The sequence below is a fragment of the Planktothrix tepida PCC 9214 genome, assembly GCF_900009145.1.
GTDB lineage: Bacteria > Cyanobacteriota > Cyanobacteriia > Cyanobacteriales > Microcoleaceae > Planktothrix > Planktothrix tepida.
On sequence record NZ_LN889782.1, the window covers coordinates 1,334,284 to 1,355,928 of the forward strand.

The 21,645-nt window shown below is 40.7% G+C and carries 17 protein-coding genes; 9 read left to right on the forward strand and 8 right to left on the reverse strand.

The annotated features are described in order from the left end of the window. Positions 1 to 66: 66 nt before the first annotated feature. From PL9214_RS08855 to PL9214_RS08870, 4 genes are all read right to left on the reverse strand, one after another. Positions 67 to 633 (reverse strand): transposase, encoded by a 567-nt coding sequence (locus tag PL9214_RS08855; protein WP_072718382.1) that lies wholly within the window; start codon positions 631 to 633, stop codon positions 67 to 69. A gap of 262 nt (positions 634 to 895) precedes the next feature. Beyond that, entirely contained in the window at positions 896 to 4,879 is a 3,984-nt protein-coding gene (locus PL9214_RS08860; protein WP_072718383.1) for a magnesium chelatase subunit H, read from the reverse strand. A 529-nt stretch (positions 4,880 to 5,408) separates the two neighbouring features. Continuing rightward, complete coding sequence (locus PL9214_RS08865; protein WP_245824200.1) at positions 5,409 to 5,867, reverse strand: apolipoprotein A1/A4/E family protein; 459 nt, start codon at positions 5,865 to 5,867, stop codon at positions 5,409 to 5,411. A gap of 126 nt (positions 5,868 to 5,993) precedes the next feature. Next, the gene (locus tag PL9214_RS08870; protein WP_072718384.1) at positions 5,994 to 6,755 is read right to left on the reverse strand and encodes a DUF364 domain-containing protein; all 762 of its coding nucleotides are present in this window, start codon (positions 6,753 to 6,755) and stop codon (positions 5,994 to 5,996) included. Between PL9214_RS08870 and PL9214_RS31165 the strand changes: the two genes are divergently transcribed. From PL9214_RS31165 to PL9214_RS08915, 9 genes are all read left to right on the forward strand, one after another. Then, positions 6,740 to 6,916 (forward strand): hypothetical protein, encoded by a 177-nt coding sequence (locus tag PL9214_RS31165; protein WP_186440314.1) that lies wholly within the window; start codon positions 6,740 to 6,742, stop codon positions 6,914 to 6,916. The two genes, PL9214_RS08870 and PL9214_RS31165, sit on opposite strands and share 16 nt — an antisense overlap. 592 nt (positions 6,917 to 7,508) lie before the next feature. Beyond that, the gene (locus PL9214_RS08880; RefSeq protein ID WP_072718386.1) at positions 7,509 to 7,862 is read left to right on the forward strand and encodes a metal-sensing transcriptional repressor; all 354 of its coding nucleotides are present in this window, start codon (positions 7,509 to 7,511) and stop codon (positions 7,860 to 7,862) included. 21 nt (positions 7,863 to 7,883) lie between these two features. Further along, positions 7,884 to 8,561: a DUF2834 domain-containing protein gene (locus tag PL9214_RS08885; RefSeq protein ID WP_072718387.1), complete on the forward strand. Its 678-nt coding sequence runs from the start codon at positions 7,884 to 7,886 to the stop codon at positions 8,559 to 8,561. Positions 8,562 to 8,724: 163 nt separating this feature from the next. Continuing rightward, positions 8,725 to 10,374 carry an efflux RND transporter periplasmic adaptor subunit gene (locus PL9214_RS08890; protein WP_072718388.1) on the forward strand — a complete coding sequence of 550 codons (1,650 nt, stop codon included), beginning with the start codon at positions 8,725 to 8,727 and terminating at the stop codon, positions 10,372 to 10,374. Positions 10,375 to 10,450: 76 nt separating this feature from the next. Beyond that, entirely contained in the window at positions 10,451 to 13,792 is a 3,342-nt protein-coding gene (locus PL9214_RS08895) for an efflux RND transporter permease subunit (protein ID WP_083579931.1), read from the forward strand. A 41-nt stretch (positions 13,793 to 13,833) separates the two neighbouring features. After that, positions 13,834 to 14,430, forward strand: coding sequence for a GUN4 domain-containing protein (locus tag PL9214_RS08900; RefSeq protein ID WP_072718389.1), 597 nt, complete (start codon positions 13,834 to 13,836; stop codon positions 14,428 to 14,430). 11 nt (positions 14,431 to 14,441) lie between these two features. Then, positions 14,442 to 15,749 (forward strand): hypothetical protein, encoded by a 1,308-nt coding sequence (locus PL9214_RS08905; protein ID WP_072718390.1) that lies wholly within the window; start codon positions 14,442 to 14,444, stop codon positions 15,747 to 15,749. Positions 15,750 to 15,795: 46 nt separating this feature from the next. Continuing rightward, positions 15,796 to 16,269: a hypothetical protein gene (locus tag PL9214_RS08910; RefSeq protein ID WP_072718391.1), complete on the forward strand. Its 474-nt coding sequence runs from the start codon at positions 15,796 to 15,798 to the stop codon at positions 16,267 to 16,269. Positions 16,270 to 16,676: 407 nt separating this feature from the next. Next, positions 16,677 to 16,919, forward strand: a complete 243-nt coding sequence (locus PL9214_RS08915) for a hypothetical protein (RefSeq protein ID WP_245824201.1) — start codon at positions 16,677 to 16,679, stop codon at positions 16,917 to 16,919. A gap of 95 nt (positions 16,920 to 17,014) precedes the next feature. Here PL9214_RS08915 and pyk read toward each other — a convergent pair whose 3' ends face one another. The 4 genes from pyk to crtB form a co-directional block, all read right to left on the reverse strand. Then, positions 17,015 to 18,442 carry a pyruvate kinase gene (pyk, locus tag PL9214_RS08920; protein WP_072718393.1) on the reverse strand — a complete coding sequence of 476 codons (1,428 nt, stop codon included), beginning with the start codon at positions 18,440 to 18,442 and terminating at the stop codon, positions 17,015 to 17,017. Positions 18,443 to 18,510: 68 nt separating this feature from the next. Continuing rightward, positions 18,511 to 19,509 (reverse strand): L-lactate dehydrogenase, encoded by a 999-nt coding sequence (locus tag PL9214_RS08925; RefSeq protein WP_072718394.1) that lies wholly within the window; start codon positions 19,507 to 19,509, stop codon positions 18,511 to 18,513. A gap of 132 nt (positions 19,510 to 19,641) precedes the next feature. Beyond that, a complete protein-coding gene (locus PL9214_RS08930; protein WP_072718395.1) occupies positions 19,642 to 20,454 on the reverse strand; it encodes an SDR family oxidoreductase in 813 nt (270 codons plus the stop codon). Between the two features lie 260 nt (positions 20,455 to 20,714). Continuing rightward, positions 20,715 to 21,641, reverse strand: coding sequence for a 15-cis-phytoene synthase CrtB (gene crtB, locus PL9214_RS08935; protein ID WP_072718396.1), 927 nt, complete (start codon positions 21,639 to 21,641; stop codon positions 20,715 to 20,717). Positions 21,642 to 21,645 lie beyond the last annotated feature (4 nt).

The following is a 21,645-nucleotide window of genomic DNA, read 5'->3' on the forward strand; positions in this document are numbered from 1 at the left end:
TTATTATAGCAGTATTCGTTAATCCAAATTTTGTAAACTCTAGCAAAAGTATCTATTTATATTTTATCACATCCACAAATTAGCAGGATTATCTTGATCTTCATTCCATTTGGCAGGATTATTAACAATATATTCCTGAATCTTAGCTAATGATTGTTCATCTCGAATGATATGATCATAAAATCGAGGTTGCCATGCAAAATTATCGTAACCATTTTTACGACACCAACGGGTTACAGAAGATTTATAAGCATTAATAATAGCTTGTAAGGAACCTGGTTTTAAGGGTGCAAATTTGTTAGATTCATCCGTCCCTTGTAGAGACGTGCCATGGCGCGTCTCTCCGTGTTCTTCGTTCTGCGATCGCTCAATCACAAGAATCCCATGTACATGATTAGGCATAATAATATAAGCATCTAGGTAAATATCCTGAAAATGATTCGGAATGTCTGACCAAAATTTATTGGCAATTTCACCAATAGCAGAAAATTGAATATTACCGGAAACGATATCACCAAAAAACCACAGTTTATCCTTTGTGCAAATGGTAACAAAATACCAGCCATTGGCAGCATAATTATGATGAGGTAATCGTGTAGATTCAATCCGATATTTATTTTTATATAATGTCATCGTTGTCCATCCTACATTTATTCTTACCCTACATCACGGCTATATTTCCTAAACCTAGTAGAGACGAGCCACGGCGCGTCTCTCTCTTAAATTAATATTTATATCAGATCACGGTGGTGTTCCCTAGATCTCGTAGAGACGCGGCATGGCACGTCTCTCTCTTAAATTAATATTTATATCAGATCACGGTAGTGTTCCCTAGATCTCGTAGAGACGCGCCATGGCGCGTCTCTACAGGGGGTTATGGATTGTTTAAAGGATTTTATTCAATCCCTTCAATACGGTCTTCAACTTCTTGGTATAACTCGCGCAGACGATCTAAATTCTCTTCGCTGGTTTCCCAATAGCCACGACCATTCACTTCTAACAACGTGCTAATAATCTTGCGGAAAGAATGAGGGTTTAAGTTCATCAAACGTTTCTGCATTTCTGCATCTTCAATAAACGTTGTATTTACATCCTCATACACCCAATTATCCACCGCACCCGCCGTTGCACTCCATCCCATTGTATTAACAAGGCGCTTAGAAAGTTCCCGCACCCCTTCATACCCATGAGATAACATTCCTTCATACCATTTCGGGTTTAGAAGTTTAGTCCGTGCATCCAAACGCACCGTTTCCGATAACGTCCGAACTTGAGCATTTGCTGTTGTTGTATCCGCAATATAAGAGGCAGGTTTTTTGCCATCTTTGCGTAAACTGGAAATTAATTTGGTTGGGTCAGAATCGAAATAATGGGAAACATCCGTTAAACTAATTTCTGAAGAATCTAAGTTTTGGAAGGTTACATCTGCGGTTTTTAACGCCGACTCGAAGATATTTCGATCTTGTTCCATTGTCCCTGGATTATCAGAATTAAAGGCAAAAGATTTGCGCTTCAAATACATTTCCTGTAACTCAGATTCCTGTTCCCAACTGCTATTTTCAACGGCTAAATTAACGTTAGACGAATAGGAACCCGACGCATTTGTAAACACCCGAGTTGCCGCTTGTCGGACAGAAACCCCTAATTCTTTCGCTTGTTCTAAAGCGTGTTTGCGAACAAAATTCATTTCTAAGGGTTCATCTGCTTCTGCTGCCATTTTCACGGCTTTATCTAACAGCGCCATTTGGTTAATAAATAAGTCGCGGAACACCCCAGAACAGTTAATCACCACATCAACACGCGGACGTCCCAACTCTTCTAAAGACAGTAACTCCAACTTATTCACCCGTCCTAACGCATCGGGTACGGGTTTAACCCCCACCATCCACATCACTTGGGCGAGGGACTCCCCATAAGTTTTGATGTTATCGGTTCCCCAGAGGACGACGGAGATGGTTTCTGGGTAATTTCCACCATTTTCGACCTTTTGCCGTTCTAACAGCCGTTCTACGACGATTTGGGCGGACTTGACGGCTGCTGCGGTGGGGATAGACTGGGGATCGAGGGCGTGCATATTTTTGCCCGTCGGTAACACATCGGGGTTACGGATGGGGTCGCCTCCTGGCCCCGGTAAGATGTATTCCCCTTCTAACGCGCGCAGCAACGAACCTAACTCGTTATCGGCGCAAACCTGTTGTAAGCAGAATTCCAAATACTCAAATAACGGTTTAATGGGTTCGGGGTCAACTTTGGTAAAACCGGACTGATACAGGGACTCAACCCAGGGTTCTTTTTTACCCATATTGAAGAAGTTGAGTTTGGAGACTAAGGAAACCCGTCCTTCTGCATCGGTTTGTTCGTGGACTAAGGCGGTAACAGCGGCGCGGGTGGCTTCCGTGATTTTTTGTAATAACTCCACATCCGCTAATACCCCTAAATTATTATTGCGGTAGAGTTCCTCAATATCGCGGTTGAGGCTATTGGCAATAATTCGGGGTAAACTGAGAAGACCTTCTTCTTCTCGATCAATACTGGCGATATTCACCAGGGTTGAAATTGCTTCTTCGGCTGTGGGGGGTTTCCCAATGACGTGCAACCCACAGGGTAACAACCGCGACTCAATTTCCATTAACCGCCGATACACTTGTCCGACTATATTATCTCGTTCTTCTGCGGTTAATTCAGAAGCGTCTTTTTCGGGTAAAGTGACATCTTGGTCTAAATTCACCAAGCGACACTTATCCATAATACTGTTAACAATTGCCACGCCCCGACCGCTATCTTTTAGGGTTTGATAAGAGGCAATTAACTCGTTGAGTTCTTGCAGTCCTTTATATAACCCTGCGTTTTCTGCTGCCGGAGTTAAATAAGAAATGGTCGCGGCATAACTGCGACGTTTGGCGATGGTGGCTTCGCTGGGGTTATTGGCGGCGTAGTAATACAGGTTAGGAATACTGCCAATTAAATTATCAGGGTAGCACTCTCCCGACATCCCCATTTGTTTACCCGGCATGAATTCTAAGGAGCCGTGCGTGCCGAAGTGTAACACCGCGTCGGCTTGCCAAACTTGTTCTAAATAGGTATAGTAGGCCGCAAAGCCGTGATGGGGACTGGCTGACCGGGAGAACAATAACCGCATCGGGTCGCCTTCATAGCCGAAGGTAGGTTGAACGCCGATAAACACATTCCCGAACTGTTTCCCGAAAATTAATAAATTCTCGCCGTCGGTATTTAAGGTTCCCGGTGGTGGCCCCCAATTTTCATTGAGTCGGTCATAATAGGGGGTTAACCGTTCATATTCGGTAACGGACATCCGATAGGCAATATTCAGTTCTGGGCTTTGATATTGGGCGGTGGCGTCGTGGATGACTTCCTGCATCAGTTTCTCGGCGGACTCTGGCACGTCTTGAACGTCGTAGCCATTGCCTTTTAAGGCTTTGAGCACTTCATAAATAGACCCGAACACATCCAAATAAGCGGCTGTCCCGACGTTGCCTTTATCGGGGGGGAAACTGAAAACGGTAATAGCAACTTTTTTGTCTAATTTGGGTTTTTTCCGTAGATTTGCCCATTTTAAAGCTCTTTGGGCGATCGCTTCAATTCTATCTTGCAGTGCGATCGCTTTTCCAGTTGCCCCATCCCGTCCTGATATAATAATGGGTTCAATAGCGCCATCGAGTTCAGGAATAGCAATTTGCAGCGCCACTTGGATCGGATGTAACCCTAAATCACTTTCTTCCCATTCTTCAGTGGTTTGGAAGACTAAGGGCAACGCCACCATATAGGGACGGTTTAACCGTTTTAAGGATTCTATTGCTTTTGGGTGATCTTGTCGAGCGGGGCCACCGACTAAGGCAAACCCGGTTAAGGAGACAATAGTATCGACAATAGGTTGGGGTTGAATACCTTTCGGGGGGTTATCCCAGAAATATTCCTCGATGGGTTTAGAAAAGTCTAACCCCCCTGCAAACACGGGTAAGACTCGTGCCCCTAACGCTTCGAGTTCCTGTACCATTGCCACATAATGGGCATCATCTCCCGTTACCAGGTGGGTGCGTTGCAGCACTAACCCGACGCAGGGGGCGAGGGGATCTTTTTGGTCATCGGGAATATCGTCGCGGCTATTATTCCACTGGAAATATTCTTTCGCATCCTCGAACATTTTCGGGGCGAGGGGATGCCAAATACCCATATCGGGATAGGTTACGGGGTCAGCAAATTGCAGTTTTTCTTTGCCCGTAAACACATATTTTGCCCCTAACATCAGTAGGAAGTTTTCCAGGTTTTCGGAAGAACCCCCTAACCAATATTGGAAGGATAACATAAAGTTGCGAGCGTCCTGGGCTTTGTCCATCGGCAGGTATTTCAGGACTTTAGGCAAAGTTTGCAGCAACTTCAACATCGCGTCTTGGAAAGACCCCCCGGACTGTTCTTTCCGTTTTTTCATAAACTGGGCGATGGCACTTTTGCTTTGTCCCAGTTGCGCCATTGAGAATGTCCCCATTTTGTTGAGGCGCATCACTTGAGGCATAGAGGGGAAGACCACCGCCACATCCAGTGTATCCCGATAGGGGGTCACGGCCTCAACAAGTTTATCGGCTAAATCTTCAATAAAAATCAGGGAGGCGATAAAGATATTCGCCTTTGATAAATCTTGTTTAAAACTTTCGTAGTTTTCCGCAGATCGTAACTCTTCGATCAAATAACCGCTAATTTCGATCGCAACATTAGGGTTATTTTTGTTAATGGACTCCACTGCTGCCGATAAGGCACTTTGATATTGTGCTTCTAACACCACATAAACGACTTTCATCAGTTGCCGCCCGTTCAGGTTCTCTGGCTTGATGTGTCTAATGGTGGGTTTTACATAAGTAAACATATCTTAATTTGTTCCTTTTTTGTCTACTCTCTCTTAAGGTGATCGGCTATGGGCATCGCCAGATCATTCGGGCTTACACAGGCAAGATGCCTGTTCCACTTTGAGTATTGTTACCAGAAAATGGGCATTCTGGGCAAATTTGTCCCCCATTTGCAATAATTCGACAAAAAAATCGACATTATTTTTTACATTACTTGACTTTTTGGAAGCTGTTATTCTCAAGAATTATTTGCAATAAGAAAGAATCGGCAAATTTATATGAATTTGATTTTTTGCTGCCTGCTTATGAAGGAAGGAGAAGTTAATCTGATTAGGATAACATACGATTCAGTTTTTGTCCAGAAATCAAGGATCTATGAGCTTGGGTCAAAAAATTCTGTTTTAACAATATGGTTATTTATAATAGTAGAGAGAGAGTTCCCAGATGTTGAGGTGCGCGCGTTGGTACTTACGCACCCTACAATCTAGGAAAATAATAACAGCTTAAGCCAAACAATTTACATTAACTTTCGTTTGGAGAATCTCATCTTTAGTTACCAAAAGCATCCTTGATATTATCAACGGTGCGCTCAATGGCATTTTTTGTATTGTCTACCGCTTTCTCAGTTCGAGCAGCATCTTGATTAGCTCTTTCTTCAATTCGTCCGGTATCTTTGCTGGCTTTGCGGTCAAGGAAACTACTATTATCCGTTGCTCGATCAACTCGATCAGCGTTTTTATTGGCAGTTTGTTTCACCTGATCTTTCGTATTTTCAATGAAATTTTTGGCTCGACCTGTATCTTTACTCACTTTCTCTTTAACTTGATTCCCTGCGTCTGATAGGGCGATCAAGCTGGAAGTTGGATTAGCCATTGCAACAAGGTTCGTTGAGAAAAATATCCCTTGCCAAAAAAAGGCGATCGCTGAGATAAAAAATAAAGTTGTCATCATCCAGCGTCCCACCGTTGAAGCCAATTGGGTAAAATAATTCAGTTTCATAAAATACATTGTTTTGAATTTAACATTTTATTTGTACTTGATCTAACTGGCTAACTAAATCTTTCCCTAGACATAATTTTTCTGTTCGTAAGTTTGGGTCATTTTTTGAAAAATTATGTTCCTTCTCCTTGGTAATCAGTTATCAATTTTTAAGACACAATATTCTACCCCAACATCAAAAATGCGAGTTCCTCCTCCTTCAGCGATGGTTTGTCGCAATGCGTTGGTATCGGTGATGGCTACCCCAGCCAGATAATTAATCCCCATCTCCGCTAATTCTGGCAACCAAGGAGTTGTAGGCCCCATTAACACTAACTGCGCTTGTTGCGATAACTCCACCAAGCGGGGAAAGGTTTTGTTAGCAATGGAAGTGGCGGTGAGGAAAACCCAGTCTGCTTCTGGGAGGAGGTATTCACAGGCGATGTCGGGTAAATCTTGAGCAATGGGTTGACGCTCTAAGACGGTAATATCTGCCTGTTGTTCGTACTGAGAAAGTCCGGGGTAGCGACCAATAACAACGACTCGTTTTCCCTGAATTAAAGGCAGAAAATGCTCAAATACAGCTAGATTAGCTGAACCGTGAGAAGATAGGCGTTGAGCTTGTAGTAGTAGCGGTGACGTGCTATTAATCACGGAATTGATCACCGCCATACCGATAGTCGCTTGGTAACTATCCCAGGAACGCACCCAGGAAGCTAAATCAGCGACGGCTTGACCCACTAAAGTGCCTGACCAAGATAAGGTACGATTGGGTTGACCCGGACTCATGCACAACCCTATACCCTCGGCTTGGCAGAACGTCCAGGTCAGTCCTAAGATAATTTCCTGCACCGTCGCGTTACTGTGGCTTGATTTCTCCAGTAGGAGATCATAAATTTCTCGTGGATGAATTTTCATTGAAATCAGTTTTTAGTTTAGAAGAAATTGTATCTGATGAGAAATATAAAAATAGCTTTTCAAAATTAAAAATGACAGTAGATATTTTATCTGATGAATCTGACCAAGATAACTTAACTAACTTGCTTCGAGATATGGGAATGAAATATAGCATGGTTTAAGCAAAAATTCTTCTCTGGATGGTAATATCGTAATCATAAACTAATCTAGCTGACTCCTTATTCTCACTCCTAGTTGCTTTCGTTTCATGGTTTTTTAGGGTGAGTGCAGCGTGATTACTAAAAGTTATCATGATCAAAGTCATAAGCACCAATTCAGAACACAAAAAATTGCTCTGTCTGTATGCCATAAGCTGCTCCGCACCTAAATTGAATATTTTGTAGCCTAGAGTCCTTCTAGCAAGGCTTGTAAGCAAAAAAATTAAGTGCGTGACAGCTTATAATTTTAGCATTATCATCCTTTCTTATTTTTAGTCAATTAATAATACATCATTTAGAAATCACTTGATTGAATTGAGTATATTATAAGTTTTTAAGCTGTATATTCTTTTCAATATTGCTCTATTTTTCCTATTTTAAATATTAATATAATTTTTTTAACTGTGCTTGATTTTATACAGATAAAGTCCCGAAGTGCTGAAGCACTTCAACGGTTTTTGAGTTGCTTCAACTTTTGAGTTAGGAATATTTCGTACAGAAGTAGAAGATTAAGGTACAATGATTAAATATTTGTCAATTTTATATTAACAAACAGATGAATGACTTAGAACCGACGGTTGAAGAACTGAACAACTTGCTAGAACACCATCATCATTCTGAACATTCTAGCCATCCCCATATTCATAGTGAAGAATCTTTGCGAAAGATAGTCAATCGTCTATCACGGCTTGAGGGACATATTCGAGGCGTTAAAACAATGGTACAAGAAAATCGTCCTTGTCCTGATGTGTTAGTGCAGATTGCCGCCATTCGAGGAGCTTTAGATCGGGTGGCTCGAATTATTTTAGATGAACATTTGAGCGAATGTGTGGCTAGAGCAGCGCAAGAAGGAAATATTGATGATGAAATTGAAGCTTTAAAAGCAGCATTAGATCGATTTTTACCTTAAAGTCTTGAAGGGAGTTTAACCATGAAAAATAAAATCATTTTTGGATCAATTTGGTTAGGTTTTATCCTGTATGCGTTTATTTTTGCTCCCCCAGATCAACCCGATACTTTTACATTAATTCAAAATCTTTCAACCGGGAACTGGACAGGAATTAATCCTTTAATTATTGCTCTATTTAATATTATGGGAATTTGGCCGTTGATTTATAGTTGTGTTCTGTTTATAGATGGACGGGGACAAAAACTCCCGGCTTGGCCCTTTGCTACCTTATCCTTTGGTGTCGGAGCTTTTGCAATTTTACCTTACTTAGCATTCCGACAGCCTAATTCACAATTTGTCGGAAAAAAATCAGGATTAATTAAAGTTTTAGATTCTCGAATTACGGGAGTGTTATTAACCTTGGGAGCGAGTATTTTAGTCGGTTATGGATTAACCCAAGGAAATTGGGGAGACTTTATTCAACAATGGCAAACCAGCCGTTTTATTCATGTGATGAGCCTTGACTTTTGTTTATTAAGCTTTCTATTTCCGGCTTTATTAGGAGATGATATGGCAAGACGAGGGATGAAAAATCCGGCTATCTTTTGGGGGGTGAGCTTGGTTCCTTTATTAGGCCCTCTCTGGTATTTAATAACCAGAATTCCGTTGAACGAGATGCAACCCTTAACAACATCTGAATCAACCTCCATCTCGGTTTAACATGAAACTCATGATGAGGCTACGGGAAATCCGGGTGAGACACAATTATAAGAATTATTGTGGTCAGTCCAAAATTCCCAGAAGACCCGTTATGCTATATTTCCGAAGACGTATTGCGAATTGAATTATTTTCTGTTATTCATTCCCTATCCCTAGCCAAACTATGCAACAGCATCCTCCCTTCTGGAAGTCCTATTTTTCCCTAATCTTGGGTAGTATTTTGATGACGGGCTGTGGGAGTGAACCTCAAGCCGCGACTGTCCCACCCGTTAGCGTCAATATTGCCCAGGTAGGCTCTAGTGACGTTAAAAATAGTAGTATTTATAATGCCAGGGTTGAAGGGGTTCAGAATGCCATTATTCAACCCCGTGTCAATGGTTTGGTGAAACAAGTTTATGTGCGGTTGGGCGATCGCGTTTCTCAAAATAGCCCTTTAATTCAAATTGATGCAAGACAACAACAAGCGAATTATGAAAGCCAATTAGCCAGCGTTGAGTCCCGAATGGCTCAGTTAAATAGTGCAAGAGCGAATTTAGATGCTCAACGATCCGAACTGCGACGCATCCAAGCGGAACTGACTTACCAATCTCAAACAGCAGATTTAGAAGACGCTCAACAAACCCTCGCTGCAGAACAGAAAGAAAAACAGCGCTTACAATATGAGTTGGAATTTAACTCGGCTGGGGATGAGTTGAAAACAGCCCAAGAAAATGTACAAGTGGGAATCAAAGAGCGGGAACGCAGACGGGCGATTATGGAAGAACGGAAAAAATCCTATGATCGCTATCAGCAATTGTATGAACAAGGAGTAGTGTCGGCTGAAATTTACGATCAAAACCTACGGGACTATCAAGCCACCCAAGCTGATTTTGCAGCCCAAGAACGAGAGGTATTGTCCCTAGAGGCGAGAGTTAGAACCGCGCAACAAAACCTAGAACGGCAAGTTTCTACCCTAAACACCCAAATTGAGGGTCAACAAAGACGAGTTGATGCAGCCGTTGCTAAGGTTGAAGGTGCTAAACAAGATTACAATCGTCAAATCTCAACCCTCAACGCACAAATTGCGACTCAACAAAATGTGATTATGGCTCAAGAAGCAGAGGTCAATAGACTTCAGCGAGACATTGATCAAGCCCGCTCCGATGCAACGGCTCAACAGGTACAGCTAGAATATTATGAAATCAAAGCCCCCATTAGTGGAATTGTGGGGGATGTGTTCGTGAAAGTGGGAGATTTTGTCGATAGCCAAACCAAATTGACCAGTATTCGTCAAAATGATTTATTAGAAGTTCAGATTAATATTCCTATTGAACGGTTATCTCAAATCAGAGCCGGAACAACAGTAGAAATCCTAAGTCAAGAAACCGGAGAATTAATCGGAACCTCTCAGGTGTCTTATATTGCTCCGAGTGCGGGTACGGGAAGCCAAACCATTTTAGTGAAAGCTATTTATGATAACCGAGGGAATAAATTACGAACAGATCAAATAGTTCGAGCTAAGGTGATTTGGGAACAACAATCAGGAATTACGGTTCCAGTAACAGCCATTAGTCGAATTGGAGATCAAAGCTTTGTGTTTATCGCCCAAGAAAAAACCGAAGCTGGGAAAACTCAATTAGTTGCGAAACAACAGCCGGTGAAGTTGGGGAGTATTCAAGGTCAAAGCTTTGAGGTTTTATCAGGTTTAAAAGCAGGAGAAAAAATTGTTACCGATGGTGTGGTTAAATTGCGAAATGGCACACCCATTGCCGATCAAAAACAGCAACCGACTCCGGCTTCATCCTCAAAACAGGAAACACCGAAATCCGAATAATGATCAGGGATTGAAATTTTAACTGGATTTCACAGACTTAGCTAATAATTAACAGTCAACCGCCAACCGTCTACCCATGATTCTGTTTGTTAACACCTTTATTAAACGGCCTGTCTTAACGACAGTGTGTAGCATCATCATTATTTTGGTGGGTGCGATTTCAATTCCGTTGCTTCCCATTACCCAACTGCCAAACTTAGCTAATACTCAAATTAGTGTGACGGCGGTGAATATTGGGGCGGATGCAGAAACGACAGAAACCACCGTAACCACGATTATAGAGCGGGAAATTAACGGGGTAGAGGGGATGAAATATATGTCCTCCAGCACGGGAAATAATGGGGTGAGTAATATTTCCGTGTTTTTTCCCAATGATGCTGATCGCAATATTGCTCAAGTTAACGTTCAAAACCGAGTCGCTCAAGCGGAATCCAATTTACCAGATGGTGTGAAACAAACAGGGGTAACGGTTGAAGCTTCATCGCCCAATATTCTATTAGTGAGCGCGTTTTATTCGGCAAAAGATGAAACGGGAAAACCCCTCTACGATCCCACCTTTATTAGTAACTATATTGATCTATTTATTGTTGACCAAATTAGTCGAATTCCTGGGGTCGGTCAAGTCACGATCTTTGGAGAACGGAAATATGCCATGCGGCTTTGGCTTGATCCCTCTCGAATGGCAGCTAGGGGGTTAACGGCGCAGGATGTCGTCGGGGCTTTACGCGAACAAAATATTCAAGTAGGAGCCGGAACCCTGGGTCAACAACCCACTCCCCCCGGTCAACTGTTTGAAATTCCGTTGCAAGCGGTGAGTCGCCTTCGCACGGCTGAAGAATTTGCCCAAATGGTACTCAAAACCAATGATGATGGCAGTTTAGTTACGGTTCAGGATGTGGGTCGGGCGGAATTAGGGGCGGAAAGTTATAATTCTAATTCCACATTTAACGGAGAACCTGCTGTTGGTTTAGGGATTTATCAATTACCGGGAAGTAACGCCTTAGAAACCGCAGATCAAATTAAATCCACCATTGCGGAAATGAGTAAAAGTTTCCCCCCCGGTATTGAAAGCCGTGTCGCTTACGATACCACTTTGTTTATTAAGGTGTCCCTTGAGGAAGTGGTGATCAGCTTGTTTATGGCGATCACCTTGGTGGTGTTGGTGATTTTCATCTTTTTACAGGACTGGCGGGCAACCTTAATCCCTTCGGTCGCCATTCCGGTGGCGTTAATTGGGGCGATGGCGGGGTTAAAAGCTTTTGGGTTTGAACTCAATACCTTAACCTTGTTTGCTTGTACCTTGGCGACGGGTTTAGTGGTGGACGATGCCATCGTGATTGTGGAAGCAGTCTCAATCAAAATTGAACAGGGAATGAAACCCCGTCAGGCGGCTTTAGATGCCATGCAGGAACTCACTGGAGCCACCATTGCCACCTCAATCGTGTTGATGGCTGTCTTCATTCCGGTATCATTTTTCCCCGGAACCACAGGGGCAATTTATCGTCAATTCGCGATGACGATTATTTTTGCCTTGATCTTTTCCACCTTCAACGCCCTTTCCTTCTCTCCCAGTATGGCTGGGTTATTATTGCGCCGCAAACAAGAAACACGGGGGCCTTTAGGATGGTTTTTTGATAAATTTAATCAAGGTTTTGGTTGGGTACAGGAAAAATACGGTCGATTTATTACCTTTTTAACCCGGATTAATGCGTTGGTCATGGGCGTATTTGTGGGGGGTTTAGTCGCAACGGTATTAGTTTATCAATTAGTACCATCGGGGTTTGTTCCTGAAGAAGATCAAGGATATTTATTAATTCTGTTTCGGACTCCTGATGGGGTATCCCTCAACTATACCTCCAAAGCAGCCGAACAAATTGTTGATCGTGTGTTAGCAATTCCTGAAATTGAAAGTGCTTTTGTAGTTCCGGGGTTTGGATTTGAAGGACAAAACCCAAGTCAGGGGATCGCGTTTGTGTTATTGAAACCTTGGGAAGACCGACCGACGGAACAACAGTCGGTTTATGGCGTTTTAAGACGATTAAATGGATCTTTACAATCAATTCCAGAAGTTCAAGCCTTTGCCGTTAACGCGCCTCCGGTACAAGGTTTAAGTAATACGGGGGGATTTGAATTTCAGTTATTAGATAAAACCGGAAGTTTACCGATTCAATCTTTAATTGAAAATGGGAATCGTTTAATTGCAGCAGCGAATGCTAATCCAACTTTTCAAGGGGTTTTTAGTCAGTTTTCCGCCAGTAAAGCTCAGAAGAAAGTTGAGGTGTTACGCGATCGCGCTAAAGCTTTAAATGTCAATATTAATGATGTTTTTGGCACACTTCAAACCTTTTTAGGATCATCCTATGTGAATGATTTTGTCTTGGGTCAGCGTCAATATCGGGTCTATGCCCAAGCAGAAGCGGAATTTCGGGCTAGACCGGAAGACATTAATCAGTTATATGTGCGTTCCCAAGATGGGGAGATGATTGCCTTGAGTAATTTGGTGAAACTGACGGACTTTGTGGGGCCAGAAACCATTAACCACTTTAATATCTTCCGTTCGATGCTCATTCAAGGCAACCCTGCACCCACCGCCAGTACGGGTCAAGCTATCGCTGCTATGGAAAAATTAGCCAACGAAGTTTTAGACCCTGGTTTTGGTTATTCTTGGCAGGGAAGTGCCTTGGAGGAAAAATCATCGGGGGGTTCGGCGGTGATTATTTTCGGATTAGCCTTTATTATGGTGTTTCTGGTGCTATCGGCCCAATACGAAAGTTATATTGATCCCACCATTATTATGCTGTCTGTGCCCTTAGCGGTTTTGGGTGCTATGGCTGCGGTTTGGTTCCGATCCAATATTCTGCTGAGTGGGACATTATGGCCGGTGATTACCAATGATGTCTATGTGCAGGTGGCGTTGGTGATGTTGATTGGTTTGGCGTCTAAAAACTCGATTCTGATTGTGGAGTTTGCGAACCAATTACGGGAAAAAGGCTTAAGTATTACCCAAGCCGCCATTCAAGCCGCCGAACAACGGTTCCGACCGATTCAAATGACGGCAATTTCTAGTTTAATCGGGTTCTGGCCGTTAGTGGTGGCTTCGGGTGCAGGTTCGAGTAGCCGTTGGTCATTAGGTACGGCAATTTTTGGGGGGTTATTAGCGGGAACGTTATTAAGTTTGTTAATTACACCCAACCTCTATATTACGATTAAAACCCTAGAATCCCGTTTCCTCAAAGGGGAAAAACCCGAAAAACCTAATAACAATAAATCCGATAAAAATCAACCTCAACCTCCTGCGGAGAATGGGTATTCTCAAGATGGACTGGGAAACTCTCAAGATGGACGGGAAAACCCCGCCCCTACACCAAATTCCAGTACAACCGCATCAGATAGTAGTCCCGTTAATCGTAATTCGTAATTCGTAATTTGTAATTCGTAATTCCCTATTTTCCTAAAACAATGTCAAATGAATCTCTTTCCCCTCAACCTGCTTCTAATTCTGAAAGTCAATCTCAACCCTTGAGTTTAAACTCTTTATCTGAACGGATTGATCGCTTAGAACATAAATTAGACCAAGCACTATTATTATTAACGGATTTGTATCGATATCGCAAATTGCGGGATTTATTGGCGACTGAAAATTGGAGAGAAGCTGATGAAGAAACCACCAATATTATGTTAGAAATTATGGGAAAAAGTAGTCTGGATAATATTATTCCTGATGAAGTGATGAATTTTCCTTGTAGTGCATTACAACTGCTCGATCAATTATGGATGAGTTACAGTAACAATCGTTTTGGTTTCAGCGTCCAACAACAAATTTATACCCGTTTGGGGGGAAATGATGATATTTCTGATGTTGATATGAAAGTGTTACAAGCGATGGGGACTGAAATGGGATGGATGGTCAATAATAAATTATTAGACTACGAAGATTTGGATTTTAGTTCATCGGCTCCCGTAGGTTGTCATCCCTCTGGATGGTGGCGTTCTCCTTATGGGGCGAAAATGGCAGTTTATTTTATTGCGCGTTTAATGCGTTGTGGTATTAAGTGATCAGGAGAGTTATGAATCGAAATTTTAGCCGATTCAATTTTAATCACTGGTTGAACCAAAGGCAAATTAAACTTTTAGAATCCGCTTATCAAAGTGCTGAAGAAATTAAAGCTTTAGAGGAGAAATATTTTCAAGGAAATCCTATTGATTATCGTTCTGACTCTCAAAAAACGATGGTTGATTTTGTTAAAAGTTTATGCAATCGCCATCTTTTCAACATTCGATTTAATTTAGCCCAATTTAAAATTAATAGTTTTTTATTACCTCAAAGTTCTATCGATGAGGAAACGTCTCAATCTATTAGAATACCTGAATCTGAAATTATAGAAAAACTCAATTTTATTGATTCTATTGTTAAAAAATATCGAGAAAAGTCTGAGGATATCTTAATCGAAAATCTAGCTAATCCTACGATCAATTCCTCAACTCTGATGGGATTAACTGCTGACGAAGTTAAACAAGAAAAAGATGAGTCAGCCAGCACCCTAACTTTAGATCCGGCTGTGATTGCTGCTCAATCTAATCTTTCGCGTCAATCTCAAACTAAAAGTTGGTTTAATTGGGGTTTGTTCGGAGGTCAAAAACTTCCCCCCAATTATGAACAACAAGTCGTTCAAGAATTAAGAATTAGACGCATCCAAGATAAATTAGCAATGCGTTGGTTAATAATTTTATTCTTAATTCCTTTATTGGTTCAAGTCACTGTAAAAACTATCATTTTTGAACCTATGCTTGGAAATTATAGTAATAAAAATCCAACTAAAATCGAACTAAACGCAGAAATTCGACAGGAGTTTTTAAGAGAATATTCAGCTTTTAAAGAAGGTCTGGAAATTCAACAGTTATTAGGGGTAATACCCAAACTGTCAGAGGTTGAGAAAGAGGAAAAGCTATCGGAAAAAGCGATTGAAATTTGGCAACAATCTCGTAATCGAGCTTTAAATGGGTGGAAAAATATATTATCTGATGGTGTTGCTTTACTAACTTTTGTGGGATTAGTGTATTTTAATCGAACTAAAATCACAATTGTCAGAAGTTTTTCTAATCGAACTTTTTTAAATTTAAGTGATCCTTTAAAAGTATTTTTGTTTATTTTGATTACTGATATGTTTGTCGGTTTTCACTCCGCCGAAGGATGGGAAGTTTTATTAGCAGGGGTTTTAGCTCACTTTGGACTACCCGAAAGTCCAGTAGCCATTAATGCGTTTATTGCGACGGTTCCTGTGATTATTGATTCCTGCATCAAATTCTGGATTTTTAGTTACCTTACCCGTTACTCTCCGGCTGCTTCTGCTATTTATGAACGGATGAATACTTAATCGCTAAATAGCTGATAAAATTATCATCAAATCTATTATAAAAATAATGATTCGACCTCTATTGTCCTTGGGTATCTTAACTGCATTACTTTCTGTTAGTTTATCTGTCAATGCTCAAACCTGCACGCCTTTAACGGTTGTTAAAGGGGAAGGAACAAGCGTTACTAAAAAAGTGTCCGCCCCCAATGCTGGAAGTATTCCCCGCATTCCTGTGGGGTATCGAGGGAACTGGGATACAGATTTTATTGTTCCAAACAATGCCCCCTTTACTGAGTATGTTGCAACGATTCAATCTTTATCGAATGATAGGGGTACATTTCAAATTAGAATGTTTCTGAAATATGCTGATGATACGGCTGACCAAGCTTTTGAAGGAAATATTCAACTTGACCCCAATCAGTCACAACAAATCAGTGGAACTCCCCGACCCGATAGTCAACCTTATCAAGTTAATGTCAATGTTGGAGGCATTAAAGCATTAGGATATAGTTACACCCTTTCTGTTGAAGGCTGTCAATAAAAATAATAGTAGAAGAGGGTAGAGGAGATTTTACCCTCTAGATTAACGGCATCAGTCTTTGCCAATCACCTGATTGGCGTGACTCCTATTACTTTGGGTTACATAGACAAATTCAGATTTTCAATATATCATTTTAATATATCAGAGTTATCTATCCTACCGAAAAGCATTCAGAATTCAGAAATTCAGCCTTTCGAATTAACGAATTTTAATCAAGTTTTTTAAAGTTTTGTAAAATAAATTAAAAATAGCATTAAAAAACGGAAAAATAGAGCTATTTTTAAAATAGAAGGTTATTATTACATTAAATTTTAAGTTCAGATTGAAAGTGCAACAGAATTATTCTGTCTGTCAATGTAAGTACAATTTCTGAGAGTTAGATTTATTCAAGGAGGATCATGATGAATATGCGACTTGTGATTTTTTCGGGAATCGTGATGATGCTAGTCGGTACAATTGCGGGACTCGGAGCCTCTAAATATAGTGAAAAACAATATCAATGCTGTAACATCGGCCCATCCTTAGACTTGGGTTATAGTCAGTCGAGAGCACCTCGGACTTACGCTCTAGCAGGCGCGGCTATGGGTTTTATTATTGGTTCTTCCCTAGAATTAGTTCGACAATCAACGCCTCAAGAAGCGGAAAAATAATCATTTGCTGCACTTAAAGCCCTATCTCAACCGCAGGGTTAATGAAATTAGATTCGATTAAACCCCTCCCCCGTTAGGAGAGGGATAAAGGATTTTTAATCACTCAAGGTATGAATTTTTAAGAAATTAGTACCCCTGGCAGTATTTGCTGGAATTCCGCCCACAATTAAGATTTTATCTCCAATTTCTGCGAGTTGTCGTTGTAATAATTTCTCTTGAGCCAGATCAATTAATCCTTCAAAAGAATTGACGTGATGTTGTAATAAAACAGGTTTAACTCCCCAAACTAAGTTTAAACGGTGATAAACATCTGCGTCGGGAGTCAAAGCAATAACCGGAACTTTCGGTCGTTCTGCGGCTGCTAAAGTTGCGGTGTATCCGGTACTGGTATAGGAAACAATGCACTTTAAATTCAGAATTTTATCAATCGTATTTAAAGCTTCTGTTAACGCATGAGTTTCATCCGACAGAGCCGGAGGATAATTTTTAAACTCAATTTCTGGTTCGACATCATGAGCAATTTTAGAGAGCATTTGTACCGCTTTAACCGGAAATTTGCCAACGGCGGATTCTCCCGATAACATAACAGCATCCGTCCCATCAATAATCGCATTAGCAACATCACTGGCTTCTGCACGAGTTGGACGAGCATTGTGAATCATACTATCTAACATTTGGGTGGCTGTAATCACCGGAATGCCTTTTTGATTACACATCCGAATAATTTGTTTTTGCAAGATGGGGACTCTTTCCGGGTTCATTTCTACTCCTAAATCTCCCCGTGCTACCATTAACCCATCACATTCATTAATAATGGATTCTAAATTGGCGATCGCTTGAGGTTTTTCAATTTTTGCGATCACTGGCATCTCCGGCACTCCCTTTTCAACTAATAACGCTTTTAATGCTTGAACATCCTCAGCACGACGCACAAAACTCAAAGAAACCCAATCAATTCCTTGGGAAATTCCAAAGTCTAAATCTTGTTCATCTTTTTCCGTGAAGGAGGGAAGACGCAACGTTAAACTGGGTAAATTCACCCCTTTACGACTTTTTAAAGTTCCCCCTTCAATAATGCGACATTGAACCGCATTTCCCTGAATTCCTTCTATTTTTAATTCTAATAATCCATCATCCAGTAAAACTTGCGCTCCCGTTTCTGCTTCTTCAGCTAAATAGGGATAATCAATCGGAACAGTATTGGGTTTGTTCTCAAATTCATCAACAGGAACAAAGGTTAATAATTCTCCATCGACTAATTCTATTTCTTCCGAAGGTAAATATCCAATTCTAATTTTAGGCCCTTGTAAATCTTGTAATAACGTAATCGGAGTATCTAATTCTTCTGAAACTTGTCGCAATAATTTTACGGTTTCTGCATGATCTTCATAACTGCCATGAGAAAAATTTAAGCGAGCCACATTCATTCCTGCATTCACCATTTGACGGATGACTTCTGGCGATTTACTAGCAGGGCCAATCGTTGCCACGATTTTTGTTCGATTTTGTAAAGGTTTGAACATTATTTTTTACCTACTATTAAGCTGGGGGAAACAATGAAGCGGTATCTCTTTTTCTGGCTCTGTGATGTTTATAAATGAAGTTTTTCAATAATTTCATACAACACTTTGCATGAGTTTTGCAACTGTTTCTCTTCGGTTTCGGTCAACGAAAGATTAATAATTTTAGTTGCACCTTTGCGGTTGACTAAAACAGGTAAACTTACACAAAGTTCAGGAAGACCATATAATCCTTGAACAGAACGACTCACGGTAATAATTCGATTTTGATCTCGTAAAATAGCTGTGACAATATCCGTAACCCCTAAACCAATGGCATAGGAAGTATATCCTTTGCGTTGAATAATTTCATAGGCGGCATTTTTAACTTGCTGAAAAATATCCTGTAATTCTTCATGCTCATAGGAAGGAGATCCTTCCCAGTCTGCATCACAAATTTTCATTCCCGCCACATTAACTTTACTCCAAACCGGAACTTCACTATCCCCATGTTCACCAATAATATAAGCATGAATGCTGCGGGGATCAAGTTTCAATTTTTCTGCTAATAAATAGCGAAAACGGGCAGTATCTAAAACTGTTCCTGACCCAATTACCCTAGAACTTGGAAACCCGGAAAGTTTCAAGCTTACATAGGTCATAATATCAACCGGGTTAGCAACAATTAATAAAATTGCATTCGGACAATATTCAGCAATATCTCCGATTAATTTTTTAAAGATTTCTACATTTCGTCCGACTAAATCTAAACGAGTTTCTCCAGGTCTTTGACTGGCTCCGGCTGTTATAATCACTAAATCTGCATCTCGTCCTACATCAGCAACAGTTCCGACTGTTACTTGCGTGGGTTCAATAAAGGAGAGCCCATGAACTAAATCCATGACTTCTCCGACGGCTTTTTCTTGATTAATATCTTGTAAAATTAGTTCATCAAAGCAATTCTGAATTAATAACGAATAAGCACAGGCCATCCCGACTTGTCCAGCACCAATAATCACACCTTTACGAGGACGAATGGGGCTTAAGGGATTATGATCATCTGGATGAGTTGTAAATAATGGCTCAAACATAAACCTCCGAGGATTGATAGGATAATAAAAAAGGCTAATTCCCTGAAATTGATCGATGATCTGGAATCATTATATCAATGATAATCTCGAAATTAACAAATTTAGATTTAATTTTTTAAACTTAAACATTATTTAACCTTTGATTTTCTGAATTAAATGATCAAAATAACGATTTAAGACGGGGAATAGTAAACTATGTAAAAAATTTAAAAGTTTCATTTCTAATCCAGGAGCGATCGCAAAATCATTATTTTTAATCCCTTTAATAATCTCTTGAGCAATATCTTCCGGTTCCCAAGGTTTAACTGTTCCGGTAATGGCTTTGGTTTCTGAAGGTTTTGTCTGGTTTTCAGCTAATAATTGAGATGTATTTGTATCGGGCGGATAAACAATAGAAACTTGAATTCCCAAGGACTTTAATTCTCCTCGCAACGATTCTGCTAATCCTCTTAAAGCAAATTTAGTCGGACTATAGGCTGTATAACCATAAATTCCAATTAATCCGGCTCCTGACGAAATGAGAACAATTTTACCTTGTTTTTGTTGGATCATTGTAGGTAAAATTTCTCGAATACAATACAACGATCCCCAATAATTTACAGCCATTGTTTGTTCAAATATTTCTAGGGTAAGGTCTTGAAAATAACCGGGATGAGCCATTCCTGCTGATAAAATTAAAATATCAACGCTCCCTAAAAGTTTAATCGCTTTTTTGATTGAATTTTCAGCTTCTTCCCGTACAGAAACATCAGCCGAAAGGCTAAATATTTTCTGATTTTGAGATAATTTTACCGCTTCAATTTCCGTTTGAGCTTGGTCAAGAGTGGTTTGATTTCGAGCAATAATTGTTAAATTTGCACCGAGGCTTGCTAATAATTGAGCCGTTGCTTTCCCAATTCCACTAGAACCACCCGTAATAATAATATTAGTTTGATTAAAATTCATATCAAAATCATAGCAAGTTGGATTACTTTTAAGGTATTATAACGAAAACCATCAAAATAAGATAGTCTGCTAAAATTATTTTAGCCTATTGCGAGTAGTTAAAAATTATATAGCAATCCTAAATAGGTTGTGGCAAAATCCCATACATAAAAATTTTGGGGAAATCAAAAATTTGACCCTGAGNAAAGAGGGATTAGGACATCAATAAAACCATCAAACTAGAATAACAGGAGACTTTCTTTGCGGTTTCCTATTCCCTTCTATAACACTTTGGCCCTTAATAGGGCCACAGGTAATGCCATCATTTTCCGCCATTTTGGAACATAAGCCCGCTTGCTAAAAACATCATATTCATTGCGTTCAATTTCATCTAAAATTTGCCGATAAAGCACTAATGCTGCCCAAACCGGCCAACGAATATCCTCACTTAAAATGCTAATTCCTCGTTCTGCTTCTGCATAGAATTTTCGCGCCCTCTGAATTTCAAAGCGCATTAATTCCTGCCAACGATCATCAACAATTCCCTTAAATAAATCCTCTTCTGTATAATTAAATAAGGCTAAATCATCTAAGGGTAAATAAATCCGTCCTCGTCGCGCATCTTCCCCCACATCCCGCAGAATATTGGTGAGTTGATTAGCAATTCCTAATGCGATCGCTTCTTGATTCGGAATTATAATTTCTGGGTTAGGATTCCAAGGAGTAATCACCGGAGGAGCAACACCCATCACCGCCGTTGACATTAACCCCACTGTTCCCGCGACCCGATAACAATACAATTCTAACTCCTCAAAGGTTTGATATCGGTTGCGGTATAAATCCATGCGTTGACCCGCAATCATATCTCGAAAGGGTTGAATATCCAGAGGGAAACGACCCAGGGTATCCACCATTGCCACATCTACATCATCCCTAGGATGCCCTGCAAATAAAGCTTCCAGGTGTTCTTCCCAACGATCTAAGGTTTCCTCCGTTGTTGTTGCTGCCATTGGCCCATCGACCAACTCATCAGTCCGACGGCACCAAACATAGATCGCCCAGATCGCCCGACGCTTGGCTTCTGGCATCAATTGAGTGCCTAAATAAAATGTCTTGGCATACTCCGCAGTAACCTGACGGCAGAGTTCATAGGAGTCTTCCAGTGATGCCAGAGTTCTCATGCACGGAGATTTAGAAAGTTGTAGCATTCGT